The 18753-nt window shown below is 66.3% G+C and carries 17 protein-coding genes; 8 read left to right on the top strand and 9 right to left on the bottom strand.

The features are described from left to right. The first annotated feature begins 17 nt into the window (after positions 1-17). On the top strand, positions 18-836 hold the full coding sequence (locus tag AC30QB_RS04765; RefSeq protein ID WP_489545037.1) for a crotonase/enoyl-CoA hydratase family protein: 819 nt from the start codon (positions 18-20) through the stop codon (positions 834-836). 23 nt (positions 837-859) lie between these two features. Here the strand turns inward: AC30QB_RS04765 and AC30QB_RS04760 are convergent, their stop codons facing one another. From AC30QB_RS04760 to AC30QB_RS04740, 5 genes are all read right to left on the bottom strand, one after another. Next, positions 860-1144, bottom strand: coding sequence for a late competence development ComFB family protein (locus tag AC30QB_RS04760; protein WP_489545036.1), 285 nt, complete (start codon positions 1142-1144; stop codon positions 860-862). A 17-nt stretch (positions 1145-1161) separates the two neighbouring features. Next, complete coding sequence (gene nadC, locus AC30QB_RS04755; RefSeq protein WP_489545035.1) at positions 1162-2028, bottom strand: carboxylating nicotinate-nucleotide diphosphorylase; 867 nt, start codon at positions 2026-2028, stop codon at positions 1162-1164. Between the two features lie 8 nt (positions 2029-2036). After that, positions 2037-3143, bottom strand: a complete 1107-nt coding sequence (nadA, locus tag AC30QB_RS04750) for a quinolinate synthase NadA (RefSeq protein ID WP_489545034.1) — start codon at positions 3141-3143, stop codon at positions 2037-2039. A 256-nt stretch (positions 3144-3399) separates the two neighbouring features. Then, on the bottom strand, positions 3400-4695 hold the full coding sequence (locus AC30QB_RS04745; RefSeq protein ID WP_489545033.1) for a roadblock/LC7 domain-containing protein: 1296 nt from the start codon (positions 4693-4695) through the stop codon (positions 3400-3402). A gap of 147 nt (positions 4696-4842) precedes the next feature. Further along, positions 4843-5676, bottom strand: coding sequence for a helix-turn-helix domain-containing protein (locus tag AC30QB_RS04740; protein ID WP_489545032.1), 834 nt, complete (start codon positions 5674-5676; stop codon positions 4843-4845). A 91-nt stretch (positions 5677-5767) separates the two neighbouring features. Between AC30QB_RS04740 and AC30QB_RS04735 the strand changes: the two genes are divergently transcribed. Genes AC30QB_RS04735 through pcp form a run of 4 tightly spaced genes read left to right on the top strand, consistent with a single transcriptional unit; the run spans position 5768 to position 9904 of the window. Beyond that, on the top strand, positions 5768-7015 hold the full coding sequence (locus AC30QB_RS04735) for an MFS transporter (RefSeq protein ID WP_489545031.1): 1248 nt from the start codon (positions 5768-5770) through the stop codon (positions 7013-7015). Beyond that, positions 7012-8757, top strand: a complete 1746-nt coding sequence (locus tag AC30QB_RS04730) for a thiamine pyrophosphate-binding protein (protein WP_489545030.1) — start codon at positions 7012-7014, stop codon at positions 8755-8757. The genes AC30QB_RS04735 and AC30QB_RS04730 overlap by 4 nt, the downstream gene beginning before the upstream one ends. Further along, positions 8754-9254, top strand: coding sequence for a ribonuclease E activity regulator RraA (gene rraA, locus AC30QB_RS04725; protein ID WP_489545029.1), 501 nt, complete (start codon positions 8754-8756; stop codon positions 9252-9254). The genes AC30QB_RS04730 and rraA overlap by 4 nt, the downstream gene beginning before the upstream one ends. After that, positions 9251-9904 (top strand): pyroglutamyl-peptidase I, encoded by a 654-nt coding sequence (gene pcp, locus AC30QB_RS04720; protein WP_489545028.1) that lies wholly within the window; start codon positions 9251-9253, stop codon positions 9902-9904. The genes rraA and pcp overlap by 4 nt, the downstream gene beginning before the upstream one ends. 21 nt (positions 9905-9925) lie before the next feature. Here pcp and serB read toward each other — a convergent pair whose 3' ends face one another. After that, positions 9926-10636 carry a phosphoserine phosphatase SerB gene (gene serB, locus AC30QB_RS04715; RefSeq protein WP_489545027.1) on the bottom strand — a complete coding sequence of 237 codons (711 nt, stop codon included), beginning with the start codon at positions 10634-10636 and terminating at the stop codon, positions 9926-9928. A gap of 240 nt (positions 10637-10876) precedes the next feature. Here serB and AC30QB_RS04710 point away from each other — a divergent pair, with 240 nt between their 5' ends. After that, a complete protein-coding gene (locus AC30QB_RS04710; protein ID WP_489545026.1) occupies positions 10877-11590 on the top strand; it encodes an energy transducer TonB in 714 nt (237 codons plus the stop codon). A gap of 7 nt (positions 11591-11597) precedes the next feature. Here AC30QB_RS04710 and mfd read toward each other — a convergent pair whose 3' ends face one another. Further along, complete coding sequence (gene mfd, locus AC30QB_RS04705; protein WP_489545025.1) at positions 11598-15056, bottom strand: transcription-repair coupling factor; 3459 nt, start codon at positions 15054-15056, stop codon at positions 11598-11600. Positions 15057-15151: 95 nt separating this feature from the next. On the opposite strand from mfd, the gene ispD reads away from it, so the two are divergent. Both ispD and ispF read left to right on the top strand, forming a co-directional pair. Further along, positions 15152-15847, top strand: a complete 696-nt coding sequence (gene ispD, locus AC30QB_RS04700; RefSeq protein ID WP_489545024.1) for a 2-C-methyl-D-erythritol 4-phosphate cytidylyltransferase — start codon at positions 15152-15154, stop codon at positions 15845-15847. Then, the gene (gene ispF, locus AC30QB_RS04695) at positions 15841-16338 is read left to right on the top strand and encodes a 2-C-methyl-D-erythritol 2,4-cyclodiphosphate synthase (RefSeq protein WP_489545023.1); all 498 of its coding nucleotides are present in this window, start codon (positions 15841-15843) and stop codon (positions 16336-16338) included. The genes ispD and ispF overlap by 7 nt, the downstream gene beginning before the upstream one ends. Here ispF and AC30QB_RS04690 read toward each other — a convergent pair whose 3' ends face one another. Next, positions 16339-17397 (bottom strand): metallophosphoesterase, encoded by a 1059-nt coding sequence (locus tag AC30QB_RS04690; protein WP_489545022.1) that lies wholly within the window; start codon positions 17395-17397, stop codon positions 16339-16341. It lies immediately after the preceding gene. Next, on the bottom strand, positions 17394-18722 hold the full coding sequence (locus AC30QB_RS04685; protein ID WP_489545021.1) for a sensor histidine kinase: 1329 nt from the start codon (positions 18720-18722) through the stop codon (positions 17394-17396). Before AC30QB_RS04685 ends, AC30QB_RS04690 begins: the two co-directional genes overlap by 4 nt. Between the last annotated feature and the right edge of the window lie 31 nt (positions 18723-18753).

The raw sequence follows: 18753 nt of genomic DNA, 5'->3' as shown, positions 1-18753 counted from the left end.
TACGACGGGTAAACCCCATGCAACTTCACACCACCACACCGCCTCCGCCCCAAGGCTGCATCGACACCCAGGTCGTGGGCGACGTGCTGCTGATCGGCATCAACCGCCCGGCCAAGCGCAACGGCTGGACGCCCGAGATGTTCCGCCAGCTCGGCGAGGCCTACACGCGGCTCGACGACGAGCCCGCGCTGCGCGTGGGCGTGCTGCATGCAATGGGCGAGCACTTCACCGCCGGGCTGGACATGCCGTCGGTACAAGCGGCCCTGGAGCGCGGCGAGAAGCTGGTGCCTGAGGGCATGGTCGAGCCTCACGACTTCGGCAAGCCCGGCTACCGCCGTCGCACCAAGCCGGTGATCGCCGCGGTGAAGGGCATCTGCTTCACGGTGGGCCTTGAGCTGATGTTCGGGGCCGACATCGTGGTGGCCGGTGAAGACTGCCGCTTCAGCCAGAAAGAAGTGCAGCGCGGCCTGATGCCCGGCGCGGGCGCGACGCTGCGCATGTCGGAGCGCGCCGGCCTGGGCAACGCCATGCTGTACCTGTTGACCGGCGACGAGTTCGACACGGCCACGGCGTACCGTCTCAACTTCGTGCAGAAGGTGGTGCCGAATGCGCAGGTGCTAGACGAAGCGCTGGCCATCGCGCAACGCATCGCCGAGCAGGCACCACTCGCGGTGGCGGCCACACGCCTGAACGCGATCAAGGCAGTGGAAGAAGGGCCGGCGGCAGCGGTGGCCGACTTCGGCGCCATCAGCAAGAAGATTTTCGCCAGTGAAGATTGGGCCGAAGGCGTGCGCTCGTTTGTGGAGAAGCGACCCGCCAAGTTCACGGGGCGCTGAACCGGTTTGGAGCCCGTGATGGGCTACCCGCGTGCCCGCATGGCGCTGCGTGCCTGCACGAATTCAAACGCGTACTTCACCGCCTCGGCAATGGCCACTTCGTTGTGGGCGCGTTCGTTCTCGGTGAGGTAAAACACCAGGTCGACATCGTGGCGAACGTAGCGTGGCGGCAGCCGGTTCAGCGCAACGCAGGCCACGTCGGCCAGCAGCTTGTGTGGCACCTGCGGATAGCTTGAAGACGAGGTCGAGACGGCCTCGAAGATGATCCGCTCGTAGTGGTTGTGTATCGATTCGAAATCTGCGCTCATGGTGGCAAGAGCTCGACTCAAATGCGTTCGAGTACCCGCATCGAATAGTCGACGGCCTTCACGTCTTTGGTCAAGCGGCCAATGGAGATACGGTCGACGCCAGTAGCGGCAATTTCACGCATTTGCCCCAGTTGCACATTGCCCGAGACTTCGAGCAGTGCCCGCCCCGCGTTGAGCGCCACGGCTTCGCGCATCAGCGGTTCGGTGAAGTTGTCGAGCAGCACGCTGGTGGCACCGGCGTCGAGCGCCTCGCGCAACTGCGCCAGGTTCTCGACTTCGATCTGGATGTCCACGCCCGACTTCAGCGCCTGCGCGTTGCGCAAGGCCTGGCCCACGCCACCGGCCGCAGCGATGTGGTTCTCTTTGATGAGGACGCCGTGCCACAGCGCGAGGCGCTGGTTCTGCCCGCCACCCGTGCGCACCGCGTACTTCTGCGCCTGGCGCAGGCCGGGCAAGGTTTTGCGGGTGTCGAGCACGGCGCAGCCGCGCGGGTTGGGCGAGGCGCCAGCGATGGCGTCAACGTGGCGGCGGGTGGCGGTTGCGGTGGCCGACAGCAGCTGCAGGAAGTTGAGGGCAGGGCGCTCGGCGCTGAGCAAGGCGCGAGCGTTGGCTTCTATGTGGCAGGCCAGCGTGTCGGCGGCCATCATCGAGCCTTCATCGGCGTGCCATTGAATGCGTGCGTCTTTGTCGAGCGCATGGACGCAGCCATCGAACCACTCGCGGCCGCACAGCACCGCCTCTTCTCGCACCAGCACGCGGGCTTTCACGCGCTGGGTGGCGGGCACGAGCATGGCGGTCCAGTCGTTGCGGCCCATGTCTTCCATCAAGGCGTCGCGAATGTTGCGCTCGCGGGCTTGCTCCAGTGATTCGTTGAAATCAAACATGTTTTCTTTCAGGCCGCGCCGACGTTCGGCACCAGCCCTGGCTTCTGGGTGACAGTGGGGTTGCGCTTCACGAAATCGAGCATGCGATCAATGCAGCCCAACGCTTGCGAGCGAATCGGCTCATCAACATGGATCTCGCCTGCACCTTGCTCAAGGCAGGCGACCACGCCTTGCAGCGCGTTCATCGCCATCCACGGGCAGTGCGCGCAGCTCTTGCAGGTGGCGCTGTTGCCGGCGGTGGGGGCTTCGATCAGCGTCTTGCCGGGTGCCATCTGGCGCATGCGGTGCAGGATGCCGTTGTCGGTGGCCACGATGAAGGTCTGCGCATCCATGTTGACCACGGCGTTCAGCATCTGCGAGGTCGAGCCCACCACGTCGGCCTGTTCGATCACGCTCTTCGGTGACTCGGGGTGCACCAGCACCAAAGCACCGGGGTGCTGGGCTTTGAGCAGGTCGAGCTCCAGGCCCTTGAACTCATCGTGCACGATGCACACGCCATTCCACATCAGCATGTCGGCGCCCGTTTCTTCCTGGATGTAGCGACCCAGGTGGCGGTCGGGCGCCCACAGCACCTTCTCGCCTTGGTCTTTCAGGTGCTTGACGATGGCCAGCGCGCAAGAGCTCGTCACCATCCAGTCGGCACGCGCTTTGACGGCGGCGCTGGTGTTGGCATAGACCACCACCTTGCGGTCGGGGTGGGTGTCGCAGAACTTGGCAAAGTCGTCGGCGGGGCAGCCGAGGTCGAGCGAACAGGTGGCGTCGAGGTCGGGCATGAGCACGCGCTTCTCGGGGCTCAGGATCTTGGCCGATTCACCCATGAAACGCACCCCCGCGACGACCAGCGTCTTGGCCGCATGGTCACGACCGAAGCGCGCCATCTCCAACGAGTCGGCCACGCAGCCGCCGGTTTCCAGCGCCAGGTCTTGCAGATCACCATCGACGTAGTAGTGGGCGACGAGCACCGCGTTGTGCCTTGCCAGCAAGGCCTTGGCGCGCGCCTTCCACTCCTGTCGGCCTGCGGGCGTGAGTGGCTCGGGAACCTTGGCCCACGCCTGTGAAGTGCAGGTCGCACCGGTGGCATCCTGCAGGGGGAAGTCAAACAACACTTGGCTCATGGCTTGGCATAGTGGCGGGGCCATCGCGGCCTCATGCCGATGATGGTACCGGCTGCGCAATGGCCTCGCACGAGCGGAGCAAAGTGCCCATCAAGCAACGCCCGCGGAACTGGCTTTGCCGGGCCGCCAGGCGGCGCGCCGTGGGGGCCGAGCCCGGACACAGACAGTCCAGCGGACTGTCTGTGTCTGGCGAGGAGCCGGGCCACTGGCCCGGCGCGGCCTGCAAGGCGGCAGCGAAGCGACTGGGGGGCCCGAACTACTCCAACCCTTGCTCAGCCTCCATCAGCTTGTAGCGCGCAAGGGCCAGATTGGTCCGCTGCTTGTCGAGCACGGCAAACAAGAACAAGCCGGGGTGGCGTGCCACGGTGCGCATCACGTGGTGCCGCGGGCCTGCACTGGTCATCACCTCGTCGACCTCGGTGGTCAGCCCCAGATGGCGCGCTGCCTGCTGATGCGCGCGCAGCACCTGCGTGCTGGCGGCAGCGGCCAGCTCCAGCTGCACCGGCTGGTCTTCGCGCGAATACCGCGCCAGGATGAGCCCGGTGCCGGAGTCGACCACGGCACAGGCGAACACACCGTCCAGCCCGGCCAAGGCGGTCAGTGCCTGTGACGCCAATGCGGGGTCCAGGGCGTGGCGCCGCATGGCGGCGGCCACCCCCGACGAGGCCACCACCGGCATGGTCACCGTGGCGCCAGAGGCCTCTGCCGACGGCACCGCCAGGTCGGCCACCTTGATCTGGAAGCCATCGAGGCCGCCAGCAGCGGGGGCCTGAGGCGGCGCCCAGACGGGCTCTTTCTTCACGCGGTTCCACATGCCCAGCAGTGAATTCCACACCGCCGATGCGCTGGTGAGCGCCTCGTTGAGCACTTGCACCTTGAGCCTGGCCGGCCACTCGGTCATGCCGATCTTGTTGGCGATCCAGACCGCGTTGGGCGGCAGCATGAAGAGCAGGGTGGGGCAGCGCCAGTTGGGGTGGGCCACGGCCGTTTGCAGCGTGGTCAGCATCTCGTCGATTGCGTGGGGTTGCATGGCGCCCACGATCACGGCCGTCATGTGGCTGCGCTCCATCAGGGCGAGCGGCACGGCAGCGTTGTCGTTGCCAGGGGCGCGCACATCGGCCTGGTAGATGCGCAGGGCGTCTTCATGGCGGCGTTCGAGTGTGGTGCGCTCAATCATGGCCAGCGTGCGCAGCGTGCCTTGCTCGCGCAGGTGCAGGCGTTCAATGGGACGCCCGCTCGCATCGGAAAGCGCCTTGATCACCGAGGCCGCCCACACGCCCGTGGGGTCGAAGAGGGCGATCATCCGGCTCGCGGTGTCGAGGTCGGCGCGGGTGGAAGCAAAGTGGTCGCGTATGGCCTGGGCCGGCGAGCCCGACACCACCAGGTCTCGCAGGTGGCTGTCGACCATCTGGCCACGGTCGTTGACCTCTGTGGCCACACTTTCCAGGATGGCCGTGGCGGCAAAACCCTGGTCGCGCTCTTCTGGAGCGGGGTGGCCGTCGCGTGTGGTACCTCGGATGGTTCGCAAATCTCCGAAGAGTGACGTGAGCATTTTTTCTTCCCCTGCCATGCGCATCGAACGGCGCTGTTAGGGCGGAAGTCTAGGCGGGCGCCGCAGAGTCACCATCCCGTTGAATGCAACCATTCGTTGAAAAGGGGCATCGATTCAGGGGGTGCGCATGCGCTCACAAGAGGACCATCAGGAGAAGAAGCGGCTGGGGGGCGCTCCCACCGAGCGGCGCACCATGGCGGTGAAGGCGCTGGCACTGGCGTAGCCCAGCTCGGCCGAGATCACGGCCATGGGTATCTTGCGCGCTGCCATGGCCAGGGCCTTGGCCAGCAGCACCTGCTGGCGCCATTGCAAAAAGGTGGTGGAGAGCTCGCTGCGAAACAGCCGGGCCACCGTGCGGGGGCTGGCGCCCGTGTTGCGTGCGCAGGCTTCCAGCGTGGACCAGCGCGTGGGGTCGTCGAGCACGGCCTCGCAGAGTGCTCGCAGACGCTTGTCTTGGGGCAGGTCGACACCGATGGGCACCGGCTGCGCGCGGCACAGCTCGTCGAGCACCAAAGCGCTCAGGTGCCGCTCGCGTTCTGTCGGCAGCAGGGCGCCAGGCTCGATCGACAAATGCGTCACCAGCTCACGCAGCAGGCTGGACACCTCGACCACACGGCACTCGCGCCACGGTGAGTCGGGGGCGGCATGGGCCTCAGGGCCGCAGTGCGTGTCGTCCTGGTGCAGGTAGAGCGTGCGCAACTCGGCGGCTTCGACCACGGTCACCACATGCTCCACGTGGGGCGGGATCCACACCGCACGCGACGGCGGCACGATGTAGGTGCCGCGGCCGGCCGTCATGCGCACCACGCCTGTCACCGAGAAGGCCAATTGGCCCCACGGGTGGCTGTGCGGCTCGATGTGGGTGTCGGCGGCGAGCCGGCGCGATTTGGCGCGCACGGGGTAGGCCTCGGTCGGTGCGTAGCGCTGGGGGTCAACCGGCGGCAGGCTGGTGTGGCGTCGGGGTGCGGTGGGGCGCGGCATGGCTGGATCTCGATAGAAATTGACAAACTATCGTAACCCCGCCGTTCTGCTCGCGCCTAGAGTGCGGGCATTCCCTCGACTCATGGCTCCCATGACTGCTGTTTCCGTTCCCCTACGGCAAGACGCCAAGACCATCGGCCTGATCGGCCTGGCGCATGGCACTTCGCATTTCTTCCACATGCTGCTGGCGCCGCTGTTCCCGCTCTTCATCAAAGAGTTCGGCTTCAGCTACTCGGAGCTGGGCCTGCTCGTCACCACCTTCTTCGTCATCTCCGGCGTGGGCCAGGCCATGGCCGGTTTCCTGGTCGACCGTGTGGGTGCACGCCCGGTGCTGTTCGTGGCCTTGAGCTGCTTCGTGCTGGCGGCCGTGGCCACGGCCACGGCGCAGGGCTACCTCGGCCTGATGTTGGCCGCAGGCCTGGCCGGCTTGGGCAACTCGGCTTTCCACCCGGTTGACTTCACCATCCTCAACAAGCGCGTCTCACAGTCGCGCCTGGGCCATGCTTTTTCGGTTCACGGCATCACCGGCAACCTGGGCTGGGCGGCAGCGCCCGTCTTCTTGACCGTGCTCACGGCCGCCACCGGCTCCTGGCGCATGGCGGCTGTTGGCATGGGGGTGTGGGCGCTCTTCGTCATGGCCGTGCTGTGGATCAACCGCGAGGCCATCGACGACAAGGCCGGCAGCTGGGCGCACGAGACGGCCGCCAAGAGCGGCGCGGCGGCGATCAACGAACACCCGCTGGCCTTCTTGCGCCTGCCCTCGGTGTGGCTGTGCTTCTCGTTTTTCTTCTGGTCGACCTGCGCACTGAGCGCGATACAGAGCTTTGCCAGCCCCGCGCTCCAAAACATGTATGGGCTGCCCCTGTCGATCACGGCCTTCGTGGTCACGGGCTACATGCTTTTCGGAGCTGCCGGCATGGTGGTGGGCGGCTTTCTCACGGCCAAGACCGACCGGCTCGAACGCATCATCGGCGCTTGCCTGCTGGGCGCGGCGGTGTTGCTGTGCGTGGTGGGCAGCGGCCTGCTGCCTGGCCTGCTTGCGGCTGGGGTGGCGGCTCTGGCGGGCTTCGGTGCCGGCTTGGCCGGGCCGTCGCGCGACATGCTGATCAAGCAGGCTTCGCCCCCGGGCGCCACGGGTCGGGTGTACGGCACGGTGTACTCCGGGCTTGACTTGGGCTTTGCCGTGGCGGCGCCGGTGTTCGGCGCCTTGCTCGACCATGGCTCGGCACGGGGCGTGTTCTATGGCGCGGCACTCACGCTGGTGGTGGGCGTCGCGTCGGCATCTCTGGTGGGCATGGGTGTTGCGCAGATGCGCGGGGGCCGTAAAGTCGCCGCATGACGACGACGCTCACCGACACAGCCCTTTCCTCTCAACGCCTTGCCGGCCATGTGCTGGTCGAGGCGCTCATCGCGCAGGGCGTGAGCACCGTCTTTGGTGTGCCGGGCGAGAGCTATCTTGCGGTGCTTGACGGTTTTCACGAGCACCGCGAAAGCATCCGCTTCATTGCCTGCCGACAAGAGGGTGGCGCGGCCTTCATGGCCGAAGCGCAAGGCAAGTTGACGGGCCGCCCGGGTGTGTGTTTTGTGACGCGCGGGCCGGGGGCTACCAACGCCAGCATCGGGCTGCACACTGCGTTTCAAGACAGCACGCCGATGGTGCTGTTCATCGGCCAGGTGGCCAGCGATCAGCGCGACCGCGAGGCGTTTCAAGAGGTCGACTATCGCCAGATGTTCGGCCCCGGCACGCTGGGCTTTGCCAAGTGGGTGGGCGAGGTGCAAGACGCCGACCGCCTGCCCGAGTACATCTCGCGTGCCTTTCACACCGCGCTGCAAGGCCGGCCCGGCCCAGTGGTGCTGGTGCTGCCCGAAGACATGCTGACGAAGCTTACCGCCGCGCCCGTGCTGCCGCGTGCCGAGCCGGCGCTGGCGTGGCCTGCACCCGGCGGCCTGCGCGATGTGCGCGCAATGCTGATGGCCGCGCAGCGCCCCTTCGTGATCGTGGGCGGGAGCGGCTGGGACGCCGCCGCCTGCAACGCGATGCAGCGCTTTGCCGAGAACTGGCAGCTGCCCGTGGGCTGTGCCTTTCGCTTTCAAGACCTGTTCGACAACCACCACCCGCAGTACGCCGGTGACGTGGGCATAGGCATCAACCCCAGGCTCGCCGAGCGCATCAAGCAAGCCGACCTGGTGCTCGCCGTAGGGCCGCGGCTGGGCGAGATGACGACCAGCGGCTACACGCTGCTGCAGCCGCCGCGGCCGGTGCAAAAGCTGATTCACATGCACGCCGGTGCCGAAGAGTTGGGCCGCGTGTATGCGGCCGACTTGCTGCTTCAATCGTCGATGGCCAGTGCCGCCAAAGCGCTGGAAGCCCTGGCCGCACCGTTGAGCGTGCCCTGGTCGGAATGGACGACTCAGGCCCACGCCGACTACGAAGCCAACATGGTTGCGCCTGCCGTCGAACCGCTAGACATGGCCGTGGTCATCAAGACCATTCAGCGCCTCGCGCCGGCCGACACGGTCTACACCAACGGCGCCGGCAACTATGCCGGCTGGTTGCACCGCTACTGCCGCTACGGCGGCCTGCAGCACCATGGTCGCACCCAGCTCGCCCCGACCTCGGGTGCGATGGGCTACGGCGTGCCGGCTGCCGTGGCCGCGGCGCTGCTGTACCCGCAGCGCACGGTGGTCAACATTGCGGGTGACGGTGACTTTTTGATGACGGGGCAAGAGCTGGCCACCGCCACCGGCTACGGTGCCAAGCGGCTCATCAGCGTGGTGGTCGACAACGGCACCTACGGCACCATCCGCATGCACCAGGAGCGCGACTACCCGGGCCGTGTGAGCGGCAGCGATTTGTTCAACCCCGACTTCGCCGCGTTGGCAAGGGCCTATGGCTGGCAGGCGCAACGAGTTGACAGCACAGCGCAGTTTGAGCCGGCTTTCGCCGAAGCATTGCGCACTGGCACGCCAGCGCTGCTGCACCTCAAGCTGGACGCCGACGTGAGCACGAGCCGCACCACGCTGAGTGCAATTCGTGCCGCCGCCCATCAAAAACTCAACAACACGATGCAATCGCCATGACCTCATCCGACTTCGCCACCTGCGACCTCTGTGACGCCCACAAGAACAGCAGCGACGGCAGCTTCCGCGTGCTGCCACCGGTGTTCCACGGCTACGGCAAGCGCATCAAGTTTGCCGGCCCCGTGACCACGGTGAAATGCTTCGAAGACAACTCGCTGGTCAAGGCTGCGCTCGACACGCCTGGCCAAGGCTGCGTGCTGGTGGTCGATGGCGGCGCATCGCTGCGCCGCGCGCTGGTGGGCGGTAACCTGGGTGCGGCCGGCGCCAAGAACGGCTGGGCCGGCATCGTGGTCGATGGCTGTGTGCGCGACAGCGCCGAGCTCGCCGCCTGCGACCTCGGCATACGCGCCCTGGCGCTCATGCCCCTGCCCACCGAGAAGCGCAACGAAGGCCAGCGCGACGTGGCCGTGCAGATTCAAGGCGTGTGGGTGCGGCCCGGTGATTGGCTGTATGCCGATGGAGACGGCATCGTGGTGATGGCCGGCCCTGCCGCGTGAGTGCAGAGCGCGCGCGTGCCCTGCGTAACCCGGTGGTGCTGCTGACCGGCTTCGACGCCTTCGGCACTGCCCCGAGCAACCCCAGCTGGCTCGCCGTGCAGGCCCTGCAGGGCCGAGAGGTGGCGGGCCACCGCGTGGTGGCCTCTTGCCTGCCCACGGTGTTTGGCGCATCGGTCACGCGTCTGAAAGCCTTGCTGCTGCAGCACCGCCCGGTGCTCGTGCTCGGCGTGGGTGTGGCTGAAGGCCGCCAGGCCCTGTCGCTGGAACGCGTGGCGATCAACATCGACGATGCGCGCATGGCCGACAACCAAGGCGCGCGGCCGGTCGATGCGCCTGTGGTGCCTGACGGCCCCGCCGCGTACTTCAGCAGCTTGCCGCTCAAGGCCATGCTGGATGCGTTGCAGAGGGCTGGCCTGCCGGCCGAGATGTCGCAGACAGCGGGCACCTTCGTCTGCAACCATGCCTTCTACGGTTTGATGCACATGCTGGCGACCGAGCCCGCATTCAGCAGTGTGCGCGGCGGCTTCATGCATGTGCCGGGGCTCGATCAACTGCCATTGCAGCAGATCGCGGCCGGGCTTCAACTTGCAGTGGAGACGGCGCTCATGCACCACGCCGACATCCGCTTGTCGGCCGGCGCGCTGCACTAGCCGTCGCCGTTGGCCGGGGCCTCAGGTGGGTGGCACGACCTCCAGCAGCCGGTCGAGCCCACCTTCGTTGATGGCCACCATGGCCTGCTCGCGCACTTTGGGCTTTGCGTGATAAGCCACGCTCAAGCCGGCTTCGCCCATCATCGGCAGGTCGTTGGCGCCGTCGCCCATGGCAATGGCTTGCTGCGGCGCAATGCCCAGTTGGGCGCAAGTGGCGAGCAGCATGCGACGCTTTTCTTCGCCGTCGCAGATGTCGCCCCAGGGCTGGTCGACCATGCGGCCGGTGAGGGCGCCGTGGGCCACTTCGAGCACGTTGCTGCGGGTGAAGTCGATCTTCAGCTGGTCACGCACGCGGTCGGTGAAGAACGTGAAGCCGCCCGAGACCAGCAGTGTCTTCAACCCGGCGGCCTGGCAGGTTTGCACCAGGGTCTGCGCGCCGGGGTTGAGCCGCAGGCGCTCGTCTAACACCTGCTGCATCGCGCTCACGGGCACGCCCTTGAGCAGGGCCACGCGCTGGCGCAGGCTCTCTTTGTAGTCGGTGATTTCGCCGCGCATCGCGGCTTCGGTGATGGCGGCCACCTCGGCCTTGCGGCCGGCGGCATCGGCGATCTCGTCCACGCACTCGATGTTGATCAGCGTCGAATCCATGTCGAAAGCTATGAGCTTGAAGTCGCTCAGGCGCAACGGGGGCGTGAGGGTCTGGATGACGAGGCCGGGCGGCGAAGCGGTCATGGGGCAGGCGCGGAGTGTGACAAAAGTGGGATTGTCCCGCATGCGGTGAGGCGGGCTTGCGATCCGCGAGACAAGGTTGGCGTATTCGCTCTCGACTTTGGCGAGAAAAATGACCAAAGTCTCGGCCTTGTTGTGCTGCTGGTGGGCACGTGGCTTGCGACGCCATGGGCTGGCCATTCCGGTGGCCGCGCGTTTCCATCGAAACGAGACAACCCGCTCACAAGGCTAAGCGCTCAGACCATGCACAACCATCGGTTCTCCATCCCCACCCCCTCGCTCATATTTGCCCTCAGCGTATTCACCCTCGCGCTTTGCGTGGTTGGCCAACCGGGGGCATGGGCCCAGACACCGTCAGTCAGCGACCCCGCTGCCGCCACTCGGGCAGCGCGCGAAGCCGACAGCCCGCTGCGGGTCATCATCGAAGCCAGCAAGCTGAAGGTGCGCACCAAGCCCGATGGCGAGGCCATCGACGGGCGTGCGCCCGAGAAGCGTGTGGCACCACGGCCTGCTGCATCGCGTGGCGCAGCACCAGCACCCAACTCGGCCACTGCGGCGGCCTCACCGCTCGCGCGGCCAGCCGCTTCGGCGGCGCTCGCGTCGCCCGAGCTGGCCGTGGCCAAGCTGACAGAGGCGCCGCCTGCGAACCCAGCCACATCCGCCGCGGTGGCATTGCCACCGAAGGCCGAGCCTTTGCCCTTGGTGCCGCTGAAATTGGCGCAGATGGTGGAGCCGTCACTGCCCGGCAATGTGTTGCGGCGGCTGCGCGCCGATGTGGAAGTGGTGGTGGGCTTCACTGTCAACGCCGATGGCTCGGTGTCGGACGTGGCAGTGCGATCGAGCCCGATGAAATTGCTGGATGCGCCAGTGGTCGAGGCGATCAGCCAGTGGCGCTACGAGCCGATTCGCGAGGCCCGCGCGCACGCGGTGCAGCTGGTGTTGCGCGCCGCGCCCTGATGCGCCTTCAGGCCGTGGCCTTTGGCGTGCCGAGCGAGCGCAGCACGTCGCGTATCAGCTGCGCGCGGTCTTTAGGCTCTTTGGTTTCGCGCTCGATGCGCAGCTTGTCGTTGCCGGCCAATTTGATGTGGCGGTTCTTCTGCACCAGCTCGATGATCTTCATGGCATCGACCGGCGCATTGGGGCGGAAGCTCACGATCATCAGTTGCGGCGCCGCGTCGATCTTCACCACGCCATACGGCTTGGCAAGCACGCGCAGGCGATGCACGTCGAAGAGCGTCTGGCCTTGCGTGGGCAGTTTGCCGAAGCGGTCGGTGATCTCTTCGAGCAAGGTGTCGATCTGCTCGGCCTTGTCGGCCGTGGCCAGGCGCTTGTAGAGGTTGAGGCGGGTGTGCACGTCGCCGCAGTAATCGTTGGGCAGCAAGGCGGGCGCGTGCAGGTTGATTTCGGTCGTGACGCTCAGCGGCGACAGCAAATCGGGCTCACGACCCGCCCTCAGCGAACTCACCGCCTCGCTGAGCATGTCGTTGTAGAGCTGGAAGCCCACTTCCATCATGTTGCCGCTCTGGTTCTCGCCCAGCACCTCGCCCGCGCCGCGAATCTCCAGGTCATGCATGGCGAGATAGAAGCCTGAGCCCAGCTCTTCCATGTTTTGAATCGCTTCTAGCCGCATGGCGGCCTGCTTGGTGAGGCCCTCGACGTCGGGCACCAGCAGGTAGGCGTAGGCCTGGTGGTGCGAACGGCCCACGCGGCCGCGCAGCTGGTGCAGTTGGGCCAGGCCGAACTTGTCGGCACGGCTGATGACGATGGTGTTGGCGCTGGGCACGTCGATGCCGGTCTCGATGATGGTCGAGCACAGCAGCACGTTGTGGCGCTGGGCCACAAAGTCGCGCATCACCGATTCGAGCTGGCGCTCGGGCATCTGGCCGTGGGCCACGGCAATGCGCGCTTCGGGCAGAAGCTCTTGCAGTTTTTCGCGTCGGTTTTCGATGGTCTCGACTTCGTTGTGCAGGAAGTAGACCTGCCCGCCGCGTTTGAGCTCGCGCAGCGCCGCTTCGCGGATGGTGCCGCTGGATTCGCTGCGCACGAAGGTCTTGATGGCCAGGCGCCGCTGCGGTGCGGTGGCGATCACGCTCAGGTCGCGCAGGCCCTCCAGGGCCATGCCCAGGGTGCGCGGGATGGGCGTGGCGGTGAGCGTGAGCACGTCGACCTCGGCGCGCATGGCCTTGATCGCCTCTTTGTGGCGCACGCCGAAGCGGTGCTCTTCGTCGATCACCAACAAGCCCAGTCGCTTGAACTTCACCGTCTGGCTGATGAGCTTGTGCGTGCCGACGACGATGTCTATCGTGCCGTCTTCTATGCCTTCGAGCGCGGCCTTGATTTCCTTGGCTGAACGGAAGCGCGACAGCTCGGCCACCTTCACCGGCCACTTGCCGAAGCGGTCAGAGATGTTCTGGAAATGTTGCTCGGCCAAGAGCGTGGTGGGCGCGAGGATGGCGACTTGCTTGCCGCCGGTGACAGCCACGAAAGCGGCGCGCAAGGCCACTTCGGTCTTGCCGAAGCCCACGTCGCCGCACACCAGGCGGTCCATGGGCTTGGGTGACACCATGTCTTGAATGACGGCGTGGATGGCGGCCTTCTGGTCGGGTGTTTCTTCGAAGCCGAAACTCGCGGCAAAGGCCTCGTAGTCGTGCGGCGAGAAACGGAAAGCGTAGCCTTCGCGCGCCGCACGGCGGGCATAGAGGTTGAGCAGCTCGGCGGCGGTGTCTCGCACCTGCTCGGCGGCGCGGCGCTTGGCCTTGTCCCACTGGCCCGAGCCCAGGCGGTGCAGCGGCGCTTCTTCGGCGCTCACGCCGGTGTAGCGGCTGATCAGGTGCAGCTGCGCCACGGGTACGTAAAGCGTGGCCTTGTCGGCGTATTCGAGGTGCAGGAACTCTGATGGCCCCCCTTCGTCATTCCCCAGGTCTATCGTCCTCAAGCCGACATAGCGGCCGATGCCGTGGTTCACATGCACCACCGGGTCGCCGACCTTCAGCTCCGACAAGTCTTTGATCAGCGAATTGACGTCGCTGACCTGCTCTTGCTTGCGCCTGCGCCGCGCGGTGGGGCTGGTGGCGAAGAGCTCGGTCTCGGTGATGAACTGGATCGCTTTGGCGGATTCGGGCTCGGTCCAGAAGAAGCCTTCGGCCATGGGCGCTACCGCAATGGCATAGCGCTCGTCGCCGGCTTCGAACTCGGCCAGGCTGGCCACGCTCGGCGGCTCGATGCGGTTGTCGCGCAAAAGTTCGAGCAGGCTTTCACGGCGGCCCTGGCTCTCGGCCATGACCAGCACGCGGTGCGGTGTGGCGCCAAGATGCAGCTGCAACCGCTTCAGCGGGTCGGGTGCGCCGCGGTCAACGCTGAGGTCGGGCAGGGGGCGGGCCCATTCGACCGGCTCCTTGCCGCGCACCACCAGCGTGGCATGCGCGTTGGCAAGCGTGAAGAAATCTTCGGGCCGCAGGAACAGGTCTTCCGGTGGAAGGATGGGCCGCTCGCGGTCGTGCTGCAAGAAGCGGTGGCGCTCGCGCGTGTCGGTCCAGAAGCGCTTGAGTGATTCGTCGATGTCACCGTGCAAGACGAGAGCCGCACCCACGGGGGAGGGAGACAGGTATTCGAAGATCGTGGCCGTGCTGTCGAAAAACATCGGCAGGTAGTACTCGATGCCGGCGGTGGCGATGCCGCTGCCTATGTCTTTGTACAAGCGCACCTTGGTCGGGTCGCCTTCCATCTTCTCGCGCCAGCGTGCGCGAAAGGCGGTGCGAGCCTCTTCGTCCATCGGAAATTCGCGGCCAGGCAAGAGTCGCACCTCGGGCACAGGGTACAGGCTGCGCTGGCTGTCGGGGTCGAAGGTGCGGATGCTGTCGACCTCGTCGCCAAACAGGTCGACCCGATAGGGCACCAGCGAGCCCATGGGGAAGAGATCAATCAGCCCGCCGCGCACCGCGTATTCGCCGGGCGACACCACTTGGCTGACGTGCGTGTAGCCGGCCAGTGTGAGCTGCGCTTTCAGTGCGGCTTCGTTGAGCTTGGCCTTTTGCTTGAAGTGAAAGGTGTAGCCGGCAAGAAAGCTCGGCGGTGCCAGGCGCACCAGGGCGGTTGACGCGGGCATCAGCACCACGTCGACCTCGCCTTGCTGGATGCGCCACAGCGTGGCCAGCCGCTCAGAGATCAGGTCTTGGTGGGGCGAGAAGGTGTCGTAGGGCAGTGTTTCCCAGTCGGGGAAAACGGCAATGCGCAGCTCGGGCGCAAAGAAGGCGAGCTCGCCTTCCAGGCGCTGCGTGTCGGCTGGCTCGGCGCTGATGATGGCAGTGAGCCTGCTCTGCGCTTTCTGCGCCTGCGCGAAGCGCGCCAGCAGCAGGGCATCGGCAGAACCGATGGGGCGCGGCAGGGTGTAGCGCTTACCGGGAGCGAGGGCTGGCAGTTGCATGGAGGGCAGGCAAAAATAAAACAGCCCCGGTGAGGCGTTTTCCTCCGGGGCGATGAATTGGCTGAATTATAGAATTCGGCCCTCTGTTCGCGCTGATGACTGCCACATTCCCCGCCCACCTCTACGCTCTTGTGCCCTGTGCCGGTGTGGGTGAGCGTGCGGGCGCCGAAGGGCCCAAGCAGTACGCCGCGCTGGCGGGCCGCAGCCTGGTGTCGCACACCTTGCTCGCCTTGTCGCAGGTGAAACGGCTGCAGCAGACCCTGGTGGTGTTGAGCCCGAATGACGACGCCTTCGAATCGCATGCAGCCGGTTTCACCGGTTGGGCGGCCCGTGTCGGTGGCGCGAGCCGCGCCGAATCGGTCGCCAACGGCCTGGGCGAGCTCGCCCGCCGCGGTGCGCAGCCGCAGGATTGGGTGCTGGTGCACGATGCCGCGCGCTGCCTGTTGCGCCCCGAGTGGGTCGACGCCTTGATCGACGCTTGCCTGAATGACGACGTGGGCGGCCTGCTGGCGCTGCCGCTGGCCGACACGCTCAAGCATGAGGCCGGCGGGCGTGTGGCGGCCACTGTCGATCGTGCGCACAAGTGGCAGGCGCAAACGCCGCAGATGTTTCGCCTGGCTGACTTGCAGCAAGCGCTGGCGGGCGCCAGTGCTGTCACCGATGAAGCGAGCGCCATCGAGGCCACCGGCCGTGCGCCTCGGCTCGTGCCGGGCTGGCTTGAAAATTTCAAGGTCACCTACCCCGGTGACTTTGCGCTCGCCGAGCGTTTGTTGAGGACACGCACATGTTGAAACCGCAAGTGCCACGCTGGCGCATCGGCGAGGGCTGGGACACACACGCTCTGGTGACCGGGCGCAAGCTCATCCTGGGTGGTGTAGAGATCGCCCACACGCATGGTTTGAAAGGTCACTCGGACGCCGATGCGCTGTGCCATGCCATCACCGATGCGCTGTTTGGCGCTGCGGCCATGGGCGACATCGGCCGCCACTTTCCCGACACCGACCCGCAGTACCAAGGAGCCGACTCCTTGGCGCTGCTGACCGAAACGGCACGGCGCGTGCGTGCGGCGGGCTGGATCATCGGCAACGTCGACAGCACGATCGTGGCGCAGGCACCGAAGATGGCGCCGCACATTCCGGCCATGCGCCAGCGCTTGGCGACTGCGCTGGGCGTGCCGGTGGAGCAGATCAACGTGAAGGCCAAGACGGCCGAGGGCATGGGGCCGGTTGGCCTCGGCGAGGCCATCGAGGCGCGGGCGGTGTGCCTGTTGGTGAAGGCCTGATCAGAGCGTCAGCACGTCGATCGTCGGCGGCACCAGAAAGCGCAGCGGCAGCAGGTTGAAGCCCACTCCGGGCGTGACGAAGAGTTTGACCTGCGGCAGGGTGTACAGGCCTTGCTCGAAAGCACCGCGCGTCGCTCTGCGCAGCATGAGTTTTGTGAAGTAGGGCAGCCACACCTGCCCGCCATGCGTGTGGCCGGCGAGCACGAAAGAAACCGTGCCAGGCGGCAGCAGGCTGGCCACATCGGGGTTGTGGGTCAGCAGCACGCGCCTGGCCACAGGCTGGGCAGAGGCCTGCAGGCGCAGGTGGGCCAGATCGGTCTGCGCCGAGCCGGCATAGAGGTCGCCGGCACCCATCAACGCGCACCGGCCCAGGGGCAATTCTTCACCGTCGATGAGCTTCACGCCGACGGCGGTGAGGGCGTCGCGCAGGTCTTGGGTGAGCGGCGGGCCCGGCATCTCTTCGTCATGGTTGCCGGTGACCGCGAGCGTGGGGTGCTTGAGCCCGGCCCAGGGGGCGAAAGCGCGGGCCAGGTCGCGTGGGGGTTGGTAGGTCCAGTCGCCGGCCACCAGTACGGCATCGACGGGCAAGGCATTGAGGTGGTCGACCAGTCGCTGCAGGTCGGGCTCGCGCATGAACAAACCCAGGTGAATGTCAGAGATCAGCGCGACACGCACGCCACACTGCTGGCCCAAAGTGGTTTCGCGCACCACCAATTGCGTGGGCTCGATGAAGCGCGCCCAGGCCAGCGCAGCACTCAGCGCAAGTGCGACGAGCATCGTGATGCCGGCGAGTAGCCGCCGCTCGCGCAGCGCGCGCGCCGCCTTCCACGACAGCCAAGCCATCAGAGGCCACACCGTCCACAAGCCCCAGTAAATGCACAGGCTGACAACGGTGTATTTCTCGTAGCCCGGAGAGAACCAGGCTTCGCGCGTGTCGTTCCAGACCAGCAGCGCGAACAGCGTGGCAAGTGCCGACAAAGTGACGACCATCGCGCGCTGGGGCGCGCTGGTGTCGTCTTGCGCGTTGTCTTGCGTGTTTCTTCGCCCCGAACGGATCACGGCGCTTTCTTTAGTCGCACATGCGCGACCAGGCCACCGTCCATCGCGTTGGCCAGCTCAAAGCTGCCACCCATGCGCTGCACTGATTTCTCGACGATGGCCAGACCCAGGCCGGCACCGGTGGCCGCCGTGCGCGCCGCGTCACCGCGGAAGAATGGCGTGGTCAGCTGCTTGAGCTTCTCGGGCGCCACGCCCTGGCCATAGTCGCGCACGCTCAAGATCACCCACGGCCCGGTGCGCGCATAGCTCACCTGCACGCGCGCAATGCCGGTGTCGGTAGAGCGGCCGTAGCGGCGAGCATTTTCGAACAGGTTTTGAAATACGCGGCCGAGCTCCACCTCGTCGGCCATGACCTTGGTGTCTATGGCCACGCGCGAGCTGATGCGAATTTGCGACGGGTCCCGAAAACCCTGCATCTCGCGCTCGACCAGGCTGCTCACGTGCACGGGCACCAGCTTGGTCTCGCCGGGGCGGGCGTAGTCCATGAATTTGTCGATGATGGCGTCGAGCTGGTCGATGTCGAGCGCCATGTTTTTCTTGGCCTCTTCATCGTGCACGCTCATCTCGGCTTCGAGCCGCAGGCGGGCGAGCGGTGTGCGCAGGTCGTGCGAGATGCCGGCCAGCATCACGGCGCGGTCTTCTTCCACCTTGGCCAGCTCACGCGCCATGCGGTTGAAGCCCATGTTGACCTGGCGGATCTCGCTGGTCAGCGTGTTTTCATCGAGCTGCGATTCATATTCGCCATCGCGTATGCGGCTGGCGGCAAACGACAGGTCGCGCAGCGGCTGGTTGATCAGGCGCGCGATGGCGGCCGAGCCCATCACGGTGGCCAACAATGCGATGGTCACCCACAGCAGCCAGCTGCTGCCGGCCATGGGCCGCACGCGGGTGGGGTCGGCTTGCAGCCAGTAGGCGTCTTTCTCGACCGAGAAACCCACCCACAAGCCCGGCACCCCGTTTACCGCCGAGGCGACCAGCGTGTCAGCGCCCAGGCGTGTGTGCAGCTCTTCGCTGATGGCCCGAGAGAAGCGGTCGGACTCGAACGGCTCCCACTTGTCGCCCGGCTCACGCGGCAGCACTTTCACCGTGTCTTGGTTCGCCATGGTCTTCACCAGCGTGATGCGGTTGATGTCGTCGGCGTACTTCATGGCCGCACGCGACAGGTTCACCAGGCTTGCGATCTGCTGGGCCGACTGCACGGCGCGCGGCTCGAACTCGAGCGCGCGAAAGGTCTGCACCCACGCGAACACACCGCCGACCAGCAAGATGGCCAGCAGAAAAAAGGTACGCCAAAAGAGACTCAGCGCGACGGCTTTGCGCGGCATGGCGGGGGGCAGTGGGTCGGGCACCGTCGGC

It is taken from the genome of Rhizobacter sp., from assembly GCF_046595475.1.
Lineage (GTDB): Bacteria > Pseudomonadota > Gammaproteobacteria > Burkholderiales > Burkholderiaceae_C > Rhizobacter.
This window is presented reverse-complemented; position numbering and strand designations above follow the sequence as displayed.